At 41.3% G+C, this 17481-nt stretch carries 15 protein-coding genes; 10 read left to right on the plus strand and 5 right to left on the minus strand.

Going from position 1 to position 17481, the window contains the following annotated elements; translation table 11 throughout:
* The first annotated feature begins 25 nt into the window (after positions 1-25).
* From ACFTRD_RS12870 to ACFTRD_RS12890, 5 genes are all read left to right on the plus strand, one after another.
* On the plus strand, positions 26-646 hold the full coding sequence (locus ACFTRD_RS12870) for an NAD(P)-dependent oxidoreductase (protein WP_379380351.1): 621 nt from the start codon (positions 26-28) through the stop codon (positions 644-646).
* A gap of 663 nt (positions 647-1309) precedes the next feature.
* The gene (locus ACFTRD_RS12875) at positions 1310-3268 is read left to right on the plus strand and encodes a beta-glucoside-specific PTS transporter subunit IIABC (RefSeq protein ID WP_379380353.1); all 1959 of its coding nucleotides are present in this window, start codon (positions 1310-1312) and stop codon (positions 3266-3268) included.
* Between the two features lie 54 nt (positions 3269-3322).
* On the plus strand, positions 3323-4765 hold the full coding sequence (locus ACFTRD_RS12880; protein ID WP_379380355.1) for a glycoside hydrolase family 1 protein: 1443 nt from the start codon (positions 3323-3325) through the stop codon (positions 4763-4765).
* 17 nt (positions 4766-4782) lie between these two features.
* Positions 4783-5634, plus strand: a complete 852-nt coding sequence (locus tag ACFTRD_RS12885) for a PRD domain-containing protein (RefSeq protein WP_379380357.1) — start codon at positions 4783-4785, stop codon at positions 5632-5634.
* 915 nt (positions 5635-6549) lie between these two features.
* Positions 6550-7086: a YfiT family bacillithiol transferase gene (locus ACFTRD_RS12890; RefSeq protein WP_379380359.1), complete on the plus strand. Its 537-nt coding sequence runs from the start codon at positions 6550-6552 to the stop codon at positions 7084-7086.
* 218 nt (positions 7087-7304) lie between these two features.
* Here ACFTRD_RS12890 and ahlS read toward each other — a convergent pair whose 3' ends face one another.
* Positions 7305-8153 carry an AhlS family quorum-quenching N-acyl homoserine lactonase gene (ahlS, locus tag ACFTRD_RS12895; protein ID WP_379380361.1) on the minus strand — a complete coding sequence of 283 codons (849 nt, stop codon included), beginning with the start codon at positions 8151-8153 and terminating at the stop codon, positions 7305-7307.
* 232 nt (positions 8154-8385) lie between these two features.
* Between ahlS and ACFTRD_RS12900 the strand changes: the two genes are divergently transcribed.
* On the plus strand, positions 8386-8796 hold the full coding sequence (locus ACFTRD_RS12900; RefSeq protein WP_379380363.1) for a winged helix-turn-helix transcriptional regulator: 411 nt from the start codon (positions 8386-8388) through the stop codon (positions 8794-8796).
* 688 nt (positions 8797-9484) lie between these two features.
* On the opposite strand, the gene ACFTRD_RS12905 is transcribed toward ACFTRD_RS12900, so the two are convergent.
* A complete protein-coding gene (locus tag ACFTRD_RS12905) occupies positions 9485-10432 on the minus strand; it encodes an NAD(P)-dependent oxidoreductase (RefSeq protein WP_379380365.1) in 948 nt (315 codons plus the stop codon).
* A gap of 391 nt (positions 10433-10823) precedes the next feature.
* On the opposite strand from ACFTRD_RS12905, the gene ACFTRD_RS12910 reads away from it, so the two are divergent.
* Together ACFTRD_RS12910 and ACFTRD_RS12915 are read left to right on the plus strand one after the other, a co-directional pair.
* A complete protein-coding gene (locus ACFTRD_RS12910) occupies positions 10824-11027 on the plus strand; it encodes a LysR family transcriptional regulator (RefSeq protein WP_379380368.1) in 204 nt (67 codons plus the stop codon).
* Positions 11028-11268: 241 nt separating this feature from the next.
* On the plus strand, positions 11269-12069 hold the full coding sequence (locus ACFTRD_RS12915; protein WP_379380370.1) for a Cof-type HAD-IIB family hydrolase: 801 nt from the start codon (positions 11269-11271) through the stop codon (positions 12067-12069).
* Positions 12070-12150: 81 nt separating this feature from the next.
* Here the strand turns inward: ACFTRD_RS12915 and ACFTRD_RS12920 are convergent, their stop codons facing one another.
* Positions 12151-13041, minus strand: a complete 891-nt coding sequence (locus ACFTRD_RS12920) for a helix-turn-helix domain-containing protein (RefSeq protein WP_379380372.1) — start codon at positions 13039-13041, stop codon at positions 12151-12153.
* A 135-nt stretch (positions 13042-13176) separates the two neighbouring features.
* Here ACFTRD_RS12920 and ACFTRD_RS12925 point away from each other — a divergent pair, with 135 nt between their 5' ends.
* Both ACFTRD_RS12925 and ACFTRD_RS12930 read left to right on the plus strand, forming a co-directional pair.
* Positions 13177-14541, plus strand: a complete 1365-nt coding sequence (locus ACFTRD_RS12925; RefSeq protein ID WP_379380374.1) for an MATE family efflux transporter — start codon at positions 13177-13179, stop codon at positions 14539-14541.
* 70 nt (positions 14542-14611) lie between these two features.
* Positions 14612-15241 carry a sugar O-acetyltransferase gene (locus ACFTRD_RS12930; protein ID WP_379380376.1) on the plus strand — a complete coding sequence of 210 codons (630 nt, stop codon included), beginning with the start codon at positions 14612-14614 and terminating at the stop codon, positions 15239-15241.
* A gap of 323 nt (positions 15242-15564) precedes the next feature.
* Here ACFTRD_RS12930 and ACFTRD_RS12935 read toward each other — a convergent pair whose 3' ends face one another.
* Together ACFTRD_RS12935 and ACFTRD_RS12940 are read right to left on the minus strand one after the other, a co-directional pair.
* Complete coding sequence (locus tag ACFTRD_RS12935; protein ID WP_379380378.1) at positions 15565-16035, minus strand: GNAT family N-acetyltransferase; 471 nt, start codon at positions 16033-16035, stop codon at positions 15565-15567.
* A gap of 524 nt (positions 16036-16559) precedes the next feature.
* The gene (locus ACFTRD_RS12940) at positions 16560-17471 is read right to left on the minus strand and encodes a DMT family transporter (RefSeq protein ID WP_379380380.1); all 912 of its coding nucleotides are present in this window, start codon (positions 17469-17471) and stop codon (positions 16560-16562) included.
* Positions 17472-17481 lie beyond the last annotated feature (10 nt).

The following is a 17481-nucleotide window of genomic DNA, read 5'->3' on the forward strand; positions in this document are numbered from 1 at the left end:
GAACATGGAGGTTGATAAGTTTTTTATGCAAATTTTAGTATTGGGTGCAACTGGACGAGTCGGAAGTCATATCGTTGCCAACGCAATTGAGGATCAACATCATGTAACTGTACTGGTTCGTAATCCCGAAAAATGCCAGACTCATGATAAAAACTTAACAATCATTCAAGGAAATGTATTGAATCAAGAGGATATTATACGTGCTATCCATGGAGCCAATGTCGTTATTAGTGCACTGAACACGGATGGGACCAATACGCTATCCGAAAGTATGCCGTTGATCATTGATGCAATGCTTAAAGAAGGAATAGAACGGATCATTACTATAGGAACAGCTGGTATCTTACAAAGCAGGCTCTCTCCAAGTGTTCTGCGATATCAATCCAGTGAATCCAGACGTAAATCCACCCGTGCTGCAGAGGAACATCATCGAGTATATTTGTTGCTTCAAGAATCAACACTGGAGTGGACGATTGTGTGTCCTACGTATTTACCGGATGGAGATCATGTAGGTGAGTATCGTGTAGAGCGTAATGTCCTACCTGAAGGTGGCACTGTAATATCGGTGAGGGATACAGCAGAATTCACGTACAATCAAATTAAAGATGACTCTAATATTAAGTCTCGTGTAGGCATTTCTTACTAATAGATAAGAGGTTGGTACACATGTAAAAATATCCTCACGTCTACTCCAAATTCTGGTGTATTATCAATCAAGTTCGCAAGTACAACCCTTGACATGAAGCTGTCTGATTTTCTGTTGACTGTTAACTTACTTGCTTGCCGTTTTATTTGAAGAACAGATTTGAACTTGGTGCTGTGGATATTTTGCTGTACTCAAACTCAAAATATAAAGATGAGAAAACACTTTTTTTCTATTTAAAATTCTAGAACTTCTAAACACCTTGATCCAGTAGACGACACTGCCCGTAATTGCAGAGAAACTATGACAGCTTGATATCTGGGCAGCAAGCAAAAAACGATAGAAACTGTACTATGATGAATCTAAGAAGATGAAAATAAGTCTGGAGCTGAGGTTTGAAAAGATCTATCATATGACGCAGAGATGCTAAACCCTTCATCTCTAAATGTAGAAAAATGACGAATACTGTGATTGCTAACTGAATTATTATGTGATATTATGATCCAGTAAACGTTTACATCAATAACGAATTGAATATTAGCAGTGTTTGGCTGTTACTGGTAAAGCAGGCATGACCAAAATGATTTTGCATTTTCCTTATGTGAGTAGGGGAAGGCATATCGTTTTGGTCTTTTTTATTTCTAAATTCAGAAACGAGGCAAAAACATGGATTATCGCAAATTAGGACAACAGATTACTGAATTGGTGGGAAAGAGAGACAATATCGCTCGGCTTACGCATTGCGCAACCCGACTCCGATTCGAATTGCACGACATCTCAAAAGCAGAGACTGAAAAACTCAAAGCACTCCCAGGTGTGATTACCGTTGTGAACAATGGTGGACAATACCAGGTTGTTGTGGGCAATGAGGTACAGCAGGTCTATCGTGTTATCACTCAACAGATGGGTTCAGCAACCGGTAGCGGGGACTCCAAATCGGATTCCGGCAAAAATAATGGATCAAAGCAAAAACAGAGCTGGATTTCCAGATTCATCAGCGTGATCTCAACTACATTTACTCCGGTAATCCCGGCAATTATAGGCGCGGGCATGATCAAAGCGATATTAGCCGTACTTGTGCTGACAGGCCTTGTAACCACAGAAAGCCAAAACTATTATATCCTTAATACCATTGCGGACGCAGCGTTTTATTTCATGCCCATTCTGCTGGCTTATGGAGCTTCCATCAAGTTTGAGACAAGTCCAATTCTGGCGATGACGGTTGCCGGAGTGTTGTTACACCCGGGATGGAGCGCTTTGATGGCGGAAGGAAAAGATGTTTTTTTCATCGGTGTTCCGGTTCGACTAACCGACTATGCGGGCTCTGTGCTGCCGATTATTATTGTCGTTTGGCTCATGTCTTACATTGAACGTTTCGCGGATCGGGTATCGCCTTCCAAGATTAAATTTTTCACGAAACCGATGATTGTACTATTGATTACAGCACCACTTGCATTAGTGGCAATCGGGCCATTCGGAACATACCTGAATGATCTGGTTGCAATGGGTGCAGAAGCGATTAATGCCAGAGCCAGTTGGCTGATACCTTTGTTAATGGGAACTTTGCAACCATTCCTGATCGTGACAGGTACTGCTTGGGCGATGACGCCGATTGCAACCAGTCAACTGACCAAAAATGGATATGAAATGATCAATGGTCCGGGAATGCTCGCGTCCAATATTGCTCAAGGTGGAGCAACGCTTGCTGTAGCATTAAAAACAAAAAACAAAAAACTGAAACAGCTCGCTGCTTCATCCGGTTTCACCGCTGTGCTGGGCATCACGGAACCATCCTTGTACGGCGTAACACTGAAACTGAAGAAACCCTTGATTGCCGCAATGATTGGTGGTGGCGTAGCAGGGATATACGCTGGTCTGACCGGATTAGTGCGTTATGCCTTCGTTTCTCCGGGGCTTGCCGCGTTGCCGGCCTTCATTGGCAGCAATCCGATGAACATCGTTCATGCCATTGTGACTTGTCTGATTGCTTTTATCGTTACCTTTGCTCTGACATGGATCATTGGTTTTGAAGATCCAGTGGACGATGATGAAGAAGGCAATACCAACGTTAACGATGACAAGACGCTTTCCGAGCAGCTGGTTAAAGACAACACCCCAAGCATGCAGTCTGCTGCAACAACAAATGCGAATGTATCGAGCCCAAATGAATCAGGCCCGCTTACGATCGCCAGTCCAATGCAAGGAGAATTGGTCCATCTTGACCGTGTACCAGACGATGTTTTCTCTTTGGGATTGTTGGGTAAGGGTGCTGCGATTATTCCTGCAAAAGGAGAACTGTATGCGCCGATATCAGGTGAAGTTACGGCTTTCATGGACTCCAAACATGCGGTCAAATTAAATGGTTATGATGGAGAAGAGGTATTAATTCATATTGGAGTAGATACGGTCAATCTAAAGGGGAGGCATTTCCACTCTTCCATTAAAGTGGGGGATCGGATTAAACGGGGTGACTTATTGATCACCTTCGATATCGATGCCATCAAGTTGGAAGGTTACGAAGTCATAACCCCGATTATTATCGCCAATTCGGAACATTTCCCCGACATAAAGCTGGAGAAGCAGAGTCGTGTGGATGTTGGAGCGACCATTATCCAACTTTCGTAACGACGGTAACACGGATCTGTCATTATTCAACATTAAATTGAAGGAGTGCTTGAGATGTTATATCAACACATCAAACCATTCCCCAATGAATTTCTGTGGGGAGGCTCTACCTCTGCCTATCAGGTGGAGGGAGCCTGGAACGAAGATGGCAAAGGCCAGTCCGTGATTGATATGTGTGATCATCCGGCTGGAACCGCCGATTTCACGATTGCGAGCGACCACTATCACCGATTCAGAGAAGACGTGAAGCTTTTTGCAGAGCTGGGCCTTAAAGCGTATCGTTTTTCGATTGCATGGACTCGAATTTTGCCCTCAGGCACAGGTGCTGTTAATAATAAAGGACTCGATTTTTATCATCAATTGATTGACGAATTGCTGTTCCATGGCATTGAACCCATTGTAACCATGTACCATTTCGACCTACCCTACGAGCTTGAGAAAACTGGAGGATGGAACAACCGGGAGACGATCGATGCTTTTGTCGAGTACGGGCGTATCTTGTTTGAGAATTACGGGCATAAAGTGAAATATTGGTTGACCATTAATGAACAAAATACGATGATTCTCCATCCGGGTGCCATTGGTACACCGAAGGGCGGACGTTTGCCTTCCAGTAAGGAACTGTATCAACAAAATCATCACATGTTTGTAGCTCAGGGCAGAACGATGCGGTTATTTCATGATATGCTCCCGCAAGGTAAGATCGGTCCTGCATTAAACATGACTTCCATGTACCAGGCAACCTCCAAACCAGCAGATGCAATCGCTGCTCATAACTGGGAGACGATCCGCGGATGGGGTTTTCTCGACTTATCAGTGTGGGGACGGTACAATCCATTATTCTGGAGTTATTTACAGGAACGTGGCATCGAGCCGGTTATTGAGCAGGGCGACATGGATGACATCAAGGCAGGCCGCCCCGATATGGTGGCTATCAATTATTACTCAACGGCAACCATTGCCGCCAGTATGGGCGATGCTTCGGATGTTACAGCTCGTGCGGGTGATCAGCAAATTATGCTTGGCGAGCAGGGAGTATACCGGGCCGCGGAGAACCCTTATACGGAAAAAACGAAATATGGCTGGGTCATAGACCCGGTTGGTCTTAGGTTAACATTGCGTAAAGTATATGAACGATATGGTCTCCCGGTTTTAATTACGGAAAATGGCATAGGAGCTCCGGATGTACTGGAAGCAGATCACACGGTCAACGATACGTACCGGATTGATTTTATCGAGAAACACCTGGAACAGATCAGACTGGCTCTGACGGATGGGGTGGATGTGATTGGTTATTGCCCTTGGTCCGTTATTGACGTGGTAAGCACCCATCAGGGTTATGGGAAACGCTACGGCATGATCTATGTAAACCGTGGTGAACAGGATCTGAAAGACTTGAAGCGGTTGAAAAAGAAAAGCTTCTCATGGTATCAGCAGGTCATCAGGCAGAATGGCAAATGTATCGGTAATTCGGATCAGGCGGTCACGAAAGAATAAAGGATCGTGATGAATGCATGAAAGTAATCAAAATATTGAATAACAGCTTGCTTCTGACCAAAGATGAACAGGGGCGAGAAGTGATTGTCATGGGTAAAGGTTTGGCATTCAAAGGCAAAGTCGGGGAGCAACTCGATGAAGAGCATATCCAGAAACGATTCATTCTGCAAAATAATCCGTCTGCCCAGGCTTACGTTCGAACCATCGAAAACATGCCAGAATCACATGTGAATGTCATTAACAAACTGATTTCCAATGCGAAAGAAAAGCTGTCACTCGACGATCAAATCTTTTTTACGCTTATGGATCACTTGTCGTTTGCTATTGAACGATGGAAAAAAGGTGTGTCATTACAGAATCGCATGTTATGGGAGATCCAGAGGTTTCATCCTGTCGAATTCGAACTGGGCGTTGAAGCTGTCCTCATGTTGAATCAAGAACTTGGCATTGAGCTTACGGAAGAGGAAGCGGGAAATATCGCCTTTCATTTCGTCAATGCCCAAACACATGAGAAGAAAATGGAGCGCACGATGCAATCCGTTAAAATGTTAAAAGATATTTTTAACCTGATTCAATACAGCTTTGATATGCAATTGAACAAAAATTCCATTCATTATGTGAGACTCGTCACACATTTGCAATTCTTCATTCAGCGTTTACAAGAAGGGCGTCTAGGTAATTCGGCGAAAGATTTTATATTCCAGCACATGGTAAAGGAGCATCCGCTTGAATACAAATGCGCCGAGATGATTAAAACCTACGTGCAAAATATGCTGGAGATCACGATATCAAACGAAGAATTATTATATTTAATCATTCACATTGCTCGAATTGTGCAGGAGGAACAAGATAATGATGGACGATTATAAGGGGGTTCTTTGGACTCAGGCAAGCCATCAACCAAAAGTGTAAAGCCCATGAGCCAGTAAAGATCATCGAATACTTTAAACATATCTGCTCTAAGATTCGTCCGGTAGGGCCGCCATTAAATGATGGATCGGCAAAAGTGTACCAACACCTCATGTTAATGTGAGGGATGGAGTGTTTCACGGTGCAGGGGGAGCAACAAATTTAGAAGAGATACTAGATTGCTTTAAAACGTGGGCCTCAAGTCTGGAGAGAAGTTAATCCACCTTCAAGAGAATGAAACCTTGTCGTAAGATAGGGAGATCATCTTGGAGGTGTTTTTGTAATGGCAGCAAGGGCAACCAGTTGGTGAGCATTATAGCTACGGAAGAGGTCCAGAACACACGACAGAACTCGAAAAAGTTAAGGCAGAAAACCGATTCTTGAAACAGCAACTGAATCTACTAAAAAGTACAAGAGACTGGAAAATAGGTGGAAGCAGAAGTCGTTATCACTTGGGTCGAGTCCATTCGCAAGAAGAGCAAGCGTCCAGATTCGACGGTGGAGAAAGTACTTCAGCTTAAGCTAACGAGCAGGTTAGTTCAAATAATTGGAAAGGATATTTTTAGAGCTATATCGAATTGTTTGTAGACATAAAAATTGTAGGTTTTGGTATGTGATATTTCAATCATTTCTCGAATGAAAACCCGCCATGGGTTAAGCCGGCCCCCTTCATAATTTGAGGTACGCTAACTTCTTTAATTCCTTTCTACAACATGGCTAGTAGGAGCAAAAGAAAACCTACAGCGGTAAGCTAATGCCCGTATAGATGGAATTTCCAAAGCTATTGCTTGCTAAAGGCGTTAAAATAACAGGAAGTTTACTTAACTTCCCAAATAGCGGATATGTACGTAAGGATGAGGAAAAGGAGGGCAATCATGGATTCAATGCGTTATCCAATCGGCCATTTCACTGCAGTTGAGAATCCTACCGAAGAACAGCGTAAGCAATTAATTGAATCAATAGATGAGATCCCAAATAAACTTCGGCAAGTCATTGACGGTTTGGATGTTGAACAATTAACTACTTCGTACCGACCTGGGGGTTGGACTTTGCAACAAGTGGTTCATCATTTAGCAGACGCAGAGATGAACGCTTATATTCGCTTCAAAAGAGGATTAACCGAAGAACAACCACTTGCAGGGACATTTCGTGAGGACTTGTGGGCAGAATTAATAGATTATAAGGATACGCCAATTGAGACATCTATCTTACTTTTGGAAGCACTTCATAATAGATTTAAGATGTTATTAGTCAAAATGAAACCCACGGACTTTGCAAGGTTAGTTGCGAGTCCAACTCACGGAACAATGACTTTAGATATCGCAATTCAAAGATTTTTGTGGCATGCCCAACATCATATTGCTCAAATAAGTTCTTTTCGGGATCGAATATGTGATGATAAACGTACTTAGAGTGTTCCACAGTGAACGACAGTTCAATCATAACAAGATGGTAGCCGACCAGAATGACCGGCTACTTTTAAATTACTTCAAAGGGTAGTTTAATGAGAGGTATCATACGGCATTCGGTAGCATGGTGCTACTGCCCAAAAAGAGCGATGCTGCGCGAAGCCTGCATACGGGGTTAATGGTGGCATAGATGATTTTCCGTCCGTATGGCGAAAGTTGTGCTATTCATAATATCCTTCAGTAGATTTTCTCAAAGTTCTGAATTGATCCGTATCATGCCCGAACCACACTTGGGAATTCGTGCGGGCAGCCAAAGTACGAATTTTCTCTACTGCGTTACGATAGCCGATCAAATCATAAATAATACCAGGCGGCTTAACCGGAGGCCCAAAACTTTCCGCGGTATAGATGGCATCGGAAGCTAGTATGATTCCCCCGGTTTCTGGCATTTCGATATGAAGACCTAACATTCCCCATGCATGACCGCTTCCGAAATTCAAGATTTTGATACCATCCACCAGATCCAAGTTGTCTTCTCCCGGTTTGATCGTTCTCCATTGCAGCTGGTTTTTGATCCATGCATCAATATCAGCCCAGACATAGGCCCCTTCTTTTTCATTGCGGGCGTAGGTCTGCAATGCTCCATTAAACTCATCCTCATGGACGATAATGGTCGCGTTCGTGAACAATTCGAGGCATCCGGCATGGTCCAGGTGCAAGTGGGAGACAACGACATACTTGATTTCCTCGGGTCTAACCTTAAGCTGCTCCAGACGGTTATGCAGGTAACATTCCTCGCTTGCCAACCATGGAGACGACAGTTGAGTCGATTGTGGCCAGCGCCCTTGAGTGCCCATTGAGTTTGGGTTGCAGGCTGTATCAAACAAGATTTTCCCCTCAGGATGATCAATCAATACCGTATAGATTGGAAACTCCACAAATTGTGTCTGGGCATTCGGATTATTAATTGTTGCTGGATTATGCATGGAGATGATCCAATTTTTATCCATGCTCATTCGACCGTTATCCAATACATATAGCTTGGGATGCATCTTAATAATATTTGTCATGTTTATTTACCTACCTATCGAAGTAATCCAGTACAAGGTAACCCCATTCGGGAGCGCATCTACTTGCTCTTGGAACACTCTGATTCGCCCTTAAGCGGTATCTTTGCTATGGCAGATCTAGTTCAAGCTTCTCAGTACTGGTATAGACATACAGTAATACAAAAAATAAAATGATATAAGTAGGCACTTTAAAGTGTCCTGGGAACTTCATAGTGCATAGGAGGGGAACTATTTGGCACATTCATCAACAACTAAACAATCTGATATTTCGGTATCCAATTGCGGCTATAGCAAGGTTCTTGACATAATCTCTAACAAGTGGACTGCACTTGTTATATATGCCATGGAAAACGGTAAAATCAGATATGGAGAAATGCTCCGGAGGGTTGAGGGGATATCTAAAAAAATGCTTACCCAGACGGTACGCAAGCTGGAACGTGATGGATTGGTCCAACGACACATTACTCCTACAGTACCTCCAAGTGTTGAGTACTCACTAACAACATTAGGGGAAACATTGCTTCTGCCGATGAAAGAGCTAAGGCAGTGGGGAAGAGAAAATTACACTCAAGTTGTAGAGGCGCGGGTTAAGTATGACTTTGCTTATACTACTGGTTCACATGAAGCCGACAGCATAAATTGATGAACTTTCAATACATGAAATATGACGTTGGAATAGCGCCGTTTCGAATATCCACTAGGCCGTGGAAGGCTCTTTGAAGGGGCTGAAAACGGACTATTATCCCGTAGACGATTACTGTCGAGGGACAATAACATGGTCCCATTGAAAGTCGCTATTTAGCGGCTTTTTTATTTTATAGGAACAAGTTCTTGTCCCGATTGTCGAAATGGACAAGAATCTGGTCCGATTGCCCCGATTAGGCATCTATCTAATCAATTTAGAGTAGAGTATAGCCCAAAATGCAATAAGTATTTGGGGAACGGATAACATTTTAGCAATTTTTATTTAGTAAATATTCCAAGTATAACGGTATAACTCTTCTTGCTGTAAAAAAATAGACAAGGGGATACAACAATGCTATAACCTTGGAAGAAGTGACTTTGTAGAGCCATTCAAGCGCTCTACAAAGAGTCATTGGATCGAGCAGGAAGAAAAAAATTACTTCAATAAGCTTTCTGAGCGATTTATGCCCATTATAGAAGCCTATTGGCAAGAGGATGGGGCAGATATGGAACTATATTGGTCTGTTATGGAGAATCAGTGAATCGAAAACCATTGTATAGATCTGATGCTCATTAACCAGTTTCTATGGCGTAAAGCAGGGATCTTGAAGAAAATGAACTGGCAGCTCATATTTATTTCACCATAACTATAGTAACTGATTGAGCTTGCTTTCAGGCTCTTCACCATTTTCTACACGTTTTATATTCTTGATAAAGAAATCATATCTTTTTTTATGAAATTTGCGACCATCAGGCATTCCTGCTGTATGGGGAGTAAGTATCACATTACTCAGATTCCTGAGCTCACTATCCATAGGAAGCGGTTCAGATTCAAACACATCCAGGCATGCGCCTGAAATATCCCCGTTTTTTAATGCATCAATCAAGTCTCTTTCGTTGACAATCCCGCCGCGGGCTGTATTGATAAAAAGAGTGGTATTCTTCATTTTCTTGAATGCCGCTTTGTTGATCATTTGTTTGGTTTGCTGATTCAAGGGTATATGTACACTGACTATGTCCGATGTGCTTAGCAGAGTATCGAAATCCGTCATTTTCACAAAATCGTCCGATTGTGCAATGGCATTTCTCGCATAAGCCAGCACATTCATATCAAAAACCCTGCAAAACGCAGCTACTTTTTTTCCGATAGCGCCCAAACCGATAATCCCAATCGTTTTGCCCTTTAATTCACTCCCTGTATAGTCCAATTGATTTTCATCCATCTTGTTTTTCATGAAAGTATCAAGAAACGGTATGTTTTTATAATAAGATAATATCAGTGCCATTACGTGCTCGGCCACTGCCTGTGCATTCACTCCTGCAGCGTTGGCCACCCAAATGCTGAGCTGTGTACAGGCAGGGACATCGACATTATCAAATCCAGCACCCGTCTGTACCAATTTTAATTTTTTGGCGTTAGCAAGCAGGCTGTGATCCACTTTAATATGTTCAGGGATGAGTACCTGGCAATCTTCAATATGATGCAGCATTTCTTGTCCGGGCGGGACAATTACAACGTTCCAGTCTTGCGGAAAATACTCTGCAATATTTGATTTTGAGGTCTCGTTAAAATGACCAACGATGAGAATCTTCATTGCTAAACCACCTTTCATAACCTATACCATTCTTCGAATAAAACCCATTTGATGCTCGTTATCCTTTGGAAAACGCGGCATCAAACTGTAGATCACCGTCAATTGGAAAATCAAGATTCATACTCTTTAATTTTATGGCTGTATTTTATCAACTGATTCTCCTATGCCTGAGCCTAACGTAATATCAGATAATAAAACAACTTTTGGAGCAATGGAAAAGACTATGCTGTTCTTGCCGTTTCAACAGCAATCTGGACGAGGACTCTCCAGTGAAAAAACATTTGCCCCCTCGTCTTTATTAAAAATAATTTTAAACATAAAGTATAATGTTGTAAAACTCAAATATTTTGTGAACTATATGAATTATTTCTATATATTGAGGAGGTATTCTATGTATTTTCCTGGGATTGAAGCGTTTTTAGCTATCGTACGGACCGAGAGTATAAGCAAAGCGGCCGAATTACTGCACCTGTCACAAGCTGCGGTAAGCTATCGGTTAAAGACATTGGAGCAGGAAATGGGTGGCCTTTTGGTTAAGCGAATAAAAGGGGCACCCAAAATCAGTCTGACCCCAAAAGGGGAGAACTTTTTATGAATTATAATTACAATATTCAAGAAAACAACTAATCTACATTCACAAAAAAATGTTGACATGAAACCGTTACATATTTTAATCTTGCTTTGTAGCGAGAGATCACACAATCATACATGTAGACAACTCATGATGAATCTTTTTTTGGACACTTATTAAATATTCATTATAAAGCGTTTGAATAAAGAAGATCATCTCAATCAAAAGGAAAAATAGAACAACCTAAAACATGGAGGGCATAAGTATGATCAAACTGGTAGTCACTGATTTAGATGGAACGTTTCTGAACAATAAAGGTCTGTACGATGTTGAACTCTTCAAAAAAGTTTATGCAGAGATGCAGCAAAAAGGAGTCACATTTGTCGCATGTACCGGCAAACAATGTGAACGTGTTGAAAAATTGTTTGACAAGCATGGCAAAGGAGTTTGGATCCTGGGTGACAGTGCTGCTCGAATTAAAAAAGATGGTGAAGTCGTTAAAGAATTCAGCATTGATCGGGATCTAGCCTTGCAGGCAATTGATCGAATTCAAGACTTTGACAAAACTATGACTCTTATCGTATGTGCAAGCGATGCTGCTTACGTTCATTCTTCCATTTCAGAAGATATGTACAACGTAGTTAGAGGCTCTTATGAACGTGTAATAAAAACAGATTCCTTCGAAACTATCGAGAGTCGTTTTATCAAAATTACGGTCTTTGATACGGAAGGACGTAGCACAGCTTTAAGAGCTCATGTTGAGGGTACGTTGAATGGACAAATTTACATTGTTGACTCGGAGGCTAAATGGCTGGATATTACGGCATTGCACACGCACAAAGGAGAGACCGTTAAGAAACTGCAAGAAATGTTGGATGTCACATATGAGGAAACGATGTCATTTGGTGACGGTGAGAATGATGTGGAGCTCATGGCCATCGCCAAATACAGTTTTGCAGTGAGTAATGCTTGTGAGAATACGAAAAAGGCAGCAAACTTCATTACGAAATCAAACGAAGAGAATGGTGTTCTTCTAACCGTTCAAAAAATACTGGATTTGCAGTAATACTTGTCTGTCAACAGGAATTGTATTATCGAAATGACAGGGCAATCATATGATTGCCCTATTTTTCATTGGATAAGAACGTTACGTTGGATCGCTGTTCGTCACTTGTCTACGATACTGTTGCGGAACTACACCCATCTGTTTACGGAAAATGGAAGAAAAATAACTAGAACTTTGGAAACCACAGGCAAGTGCAATTTCACTTATGGATCTCCGTGTTTCTTTTAACATTTCGCAGCTTTTCTGAAGTCGATATTGTGTGACATAGTTGTTGGGCGACTGGCCCACATATTTGTTAAATAAATTGCAACAACGGCTTCTGCAAACAGCTCCGGCAGATGCGATCTCCTCCAGTGTTATCTTTTGATCATAGTTCTGATGAATGAAATGTGTCATTTCCTGAACATGCGTTAATATGCCAGGTTGACCGGAAACGGGCTTCAACTGATCGCCAATTGTAGCACACAACGACAACGCTTGGGATACCAAACGAAGTGGATTGGGAGGCGTATGTTCCCTATACATTTCCCGATAGAGTTCCTGAATGGACTGTACTATGTCTGGTTGCCAGGCCATCTGCTCCGTGAACACAACAAAATCAGCCATTTTGGAACTGAATTTCTCTTCCCAGTACGTCTGAAGATATGAAGTTTTCTCACCAAGGATAGAGGGATGAATAACGACCACTAGGAACGAACAATCATCTTGATCCGCAACAGCGTAACCATAATGCAAACGTTGGCTATTTACAAAAAGTCCATCTCCTTGATGCAATCGAGTGATACTTCCATTAACCGAGAAATCCATTGATCCCTTTAATATATAGATAAACTCCAGATCCACATGCCAATGTGCAACTGCTGCATGATTATTAAATTGATGAAGGCTTCCTTTACGGACATAAAGGGGTAAATCAGGAAGATTATAATCCAACCGTTCTGATAAATCAGAGAACACCTCTAAATCTGTCATTGAGAATCCCTTCTTTACACAAATGTATACGATATTAATAAAATTATAGCCAATATTGATGGAAACAACAACGATTGTATCCTATTCTTATATTGTGGAAATCAATGGAGAGGACAGATATAGGTGAGAAAACGCATGCAACTTAAAGGTTTCGGCAAACGAGACTTTAATCGAGAGCTAATATCGCTTGTTATCCCCATTGCATTACAAAATCTAATATCAGCAACGGTGATATCTGCTGATGTAATCATGCTGGGTATGATCAGTCAATCTGCAATGGCAGCCGTATCACTCGCAGGACAAATCACGTTTACACTAACATTATTCTATATGGGGTTGTCAGCAGGAGCGAGTATCCTCACGGCTCAGTACTGGGGGAAGAAGGACACACCAACCATACAGCGCATTCTTAGTATTGCCTGCGTGTTCTCATTTGGTATATCAATTTTGTTTTTTTTATTTTCCTTCTTGGTTCCAGAGGCACTGATGCACTTGTTTACCAATGATCCTGAATTGATTCAATATGGCTCAAAGTTTTTACAGTTTAATTCCTTTTCTTACCTTGTGATGGGACTATCGCAAATGTATCTAAGTGTAATTAGAAGTATGGAAAATGCAAAACTCAGTGCGTGGATTAGTTCCTTATGTTTGATCTTAAACATTTTGTTTAATGCCATTTGCATTTTTGTTTTATTTCCATCCAATCCGGAACTTGCGATTGCGGCTGTAGCTCTTGCCACGGTGTTGGCACGTATGATTGAACTAGCATGTTGTTTGCTTCACTCCTTAACCAAGGGAACCATTCGTTTTCGTTTACCTGTACGTGATGGTATTCAGCGAAATTTATTGAAGGATTTCTTGAAATATACACTGCCTGTACAAGGAAACTATATCGTATGGGGAGGAGCGCTTACCGCTACGGCTGCAATTATAGGCCATGTAAACTCCGATATGGTAGCGGCGAACTCCATAGCTTCTGTAGTTAAAAATCTAGCGGTTGTTCTCTGTGGAGGCATAGCTACCGGGGGATCTGTGCTGGTTGGAAAGTATTTGGGACAGGGTGAAATGGAGAAAGCAAGGTATGCGGGTAACAACATGTGTTATTACGCTTTAATTTTTGGAGTCATTGCAGGCTGCACAATTTTGCTTATTAAACCTTTGGTTTACTCTATCGTCAATTTGAATCCAGTTGCGCAAAGTTATCTAGATAGTATGTTATACATTAGTGCGTATTATTGTATAGCCAAATCATTTAACTCCACAACCATAGCGGGTATATTCCCGGCTGGTGGAGATTCGAAGTTTGGATTATGGTGTGACACTATTGTTATGTGGCTTATTATTCTACCGCTTAGTTACCTGTGTGCTTTTGTTTGGCAAGTGTCTCCCATTTTCTTATATTTCGTCATCAGCTTAGATGAGTTGGTTAAACTGCCAATTGCTCTCGCCCGATATCGTCAGTTCAAGTGGCTCAACAACTTAACCAGAAACTTTACATAAATCCAAACTCCACTAAGGATTATGTAATTAACTCTAATAAATATTAGCTTTTCATAAAGGAGAAGATGGTATGAATATCCAAGAACGAATGGCAAGCAAACAATTATTTACGGATGATGATGCGAATTACCCGAAGGAGGCTGCGGAGTTAGCCAAAGCACGCCAGCGAGGTAAGGCACTATGCTATGAAATCAATAATTTGCATCCAGACGATGTTGAAATGCGAAAAACGTTAATGAAACAACTTTTTGGCAGCATGGGAGCAAATGTATGGATGGAGCCGCCACTTCGCATGTCATATGGTTCAAATACGACCGTAGGAAATAATGTATATATCAATTTCAATCTAACCGTGGTTGATGACTACAAAGTTACGATTGGGAATGATGTCATGTTCGGCCCAAATGTAACGATTGCTGTAACGAGTCATCCTGTACACCCTGTAAAGCGCAAAGAAGGCGGGATGTTTGCATTACCAGTGGTAATTGAAGATGGGGTGTGGATTGGGAGCGGAGCGATTATTCTACCAGGAGTCACGATTGGCGAAGGAAGTGTCATTGGTGCTGGTAGTGTCGTAACCAAGGATATCCCTGCAAACGTAATAGCTGTTGGAAATCCATGTAGAGTTCTACGAGAGATTACGGAACTGGATCGAGAGTTCTACTACAAAGACATGCGTTTTGATCAGGTTGAATGGTAAAAGAAGTGACACCTACCTTCTAGAGAGGAGTTTGTCGATGATTATCGTTTATTCTATTATTGTATTGTTACTTCTGTTTTTTGTCATTAGAGCCATTGTTCATTCACGCCGAACCCACTTAGTAGCAAGTAAAATGAAAAAAAAGTTTGAACATAACTTTAATGAAGAAGCCTATCATAATGATCAGCGTAATGACAGGATGTAATTCAGATAACAGAAACTATAGCTTTTAAAAAATGGCTATGTTAAATTTGCTTGTTGATTTTCATACAAAAGTTAACCGCCCACTGAAAGGCGGTTAACTTAATCCAATGGCTATTCATCTATAAATGCTTTTCATAAAATACCATTGTCATTTTGTCGTTAATTACTTTTGTTGCACTCGTTTTTTTATAGCCTATCTTTTCATACAAATAACAGTTTCCTTTCTCTTGTAAGATGGTACCCAATTTCCATGACTTTGCATCATCATATATCTGCTCAACCATTGTAAAGACTTTTTGAGCAATTCCTTTTCCTTGATGTTCTGGCAGTATAAAAATGGGACTAACACTATAGATTTGATTATCTTTTTTCACGACTCTAATTCCACCAACAGCAACCTCAAGATGATGAATTATGAAATAATCTGTAAAAGATTGATTGATTTGAGTATTAATTCTTTCTACGGTTTCATTGGCGGGGCTTGTTTCAAAATCCTGATATTTTTCCAACAAGGGCATGAATGCTTTGACTTTCATTTCATGAATAGTCACTGCATCGTTTAAATCTGCTTTACATAATGAAACCTCCATTAAATATATACCTCCTATTGAGACGCTTGTTAAAAATACGATTTATAGTACATGCTCTGTTAACGTAGTACAAGAAAGATGTTGTTCTAAGTTTGTTGTTTGTTTCATTTATAGCAAATAAACAAGATAAAACTAACATATTTTTCTTATTCGACGTTGTATTCTCATATTCCTAGCTTTCTAATTAACGGAACCACGCCAGATAATTTTGCGAATACTTGGTAGCAACACCACTAAAGTGATCCATCCATTTCGACAATGCCTTGGAAAAGATTCGGTTGGAATTTGCTTCAAAGTGGCAAAAATTTCGATGAATCGAACCCAAGTGTACGTTGGAGAGGTGTGTTCGTAAGGTCGTTAAACGTTTGACGGCAGGAAGTCCTTTTGTACGAGAATATCAAATATCAACATTAAGGATTAACATAGCCAAAAAATAAAGAAAGCAACCGACCCAATGGATCGGTTGCTTTTGTTAGCTTATGATCAGGTGTACATGATAGCTGGACACAAGTTGTCAATCGAATTTATTCCTTTTTTGTAGTTAGTGGTAAAACCTTGTTATGCGAATTATATCTTGGTATCTTCTGCAAAGTAGAAAGAACTACGCCGCCTACAATAAGGATGGAACCACCTACTTGTGTGAAATTGACTGGGTTACCAAGCATGAGATATCCAAGCACCATAGCCACAAATGGTTGGAGATTCAGAAATACGGATGCTTTCGCAGCGCCAACTTTCCGAATTTGATTGTTCCAAATGATTGCACATAAGCCTTGAATGAGCAGAGCCGAACTGATTAAGAGTATCCACCACCCCAAAGAATGAGAGTTCTGTTCATCAGGTTCGTACCATACTGCCACCGGAAATACGAGCAGACAGCCTAGCAACGTTGAATATGCAGTCGCTCTGAGGGCATCCATTTTTTCCGTGAGTTTTCTCATCAGGATCGTAGAACCAGAGAATGCGAGCATGCAAATAAACATGATTCCCATCCCCGTTGTTAGCGATAGATGTAATCCTCTGCCTTGGCTGACTACGAAAAATACACCAATAAGTGCAACCAGCGATCCTACCGCCATGCGCAGAGGGAATGATTCTCTTAAGAAGATTCTCGCTAGTAGAGCAGTAAATATAGGAGAGAGCGATAATATGAGTGAAGCCGTAGTTGCATCTATCGTCTGCAATCCTGTAAAGAAAGATACCTGATGCAGTAGCATTCCAATCAAGGCAATCGGGATGAAGTAAATGACATCCCGTGCAGTCAACCGTATCATACGTTTGGACAAAATCAGATAGCCCATCAGGAACACGGAGGAGACGGCAAGGCGGTATGCGGAAAGATGCATTGCAGGAAACTCCTGCAGTAAGAGTGAGCCGAGTACGAAGTTGCTTCCATAAAGCGTCGCACAAAATAAGAGAAGCAGATAAGTTCGCAAGCCAATGCGC

This window comes from Paenibacillus sp. NPDC056933 (assembly GCF_042674385.1).
In the GTDB taxonomy this organism is placed as follows: Bacteria; Bacillota; Bacilli; order Paenibacillales; family Paenibacillaceae; genus Paenibacillus.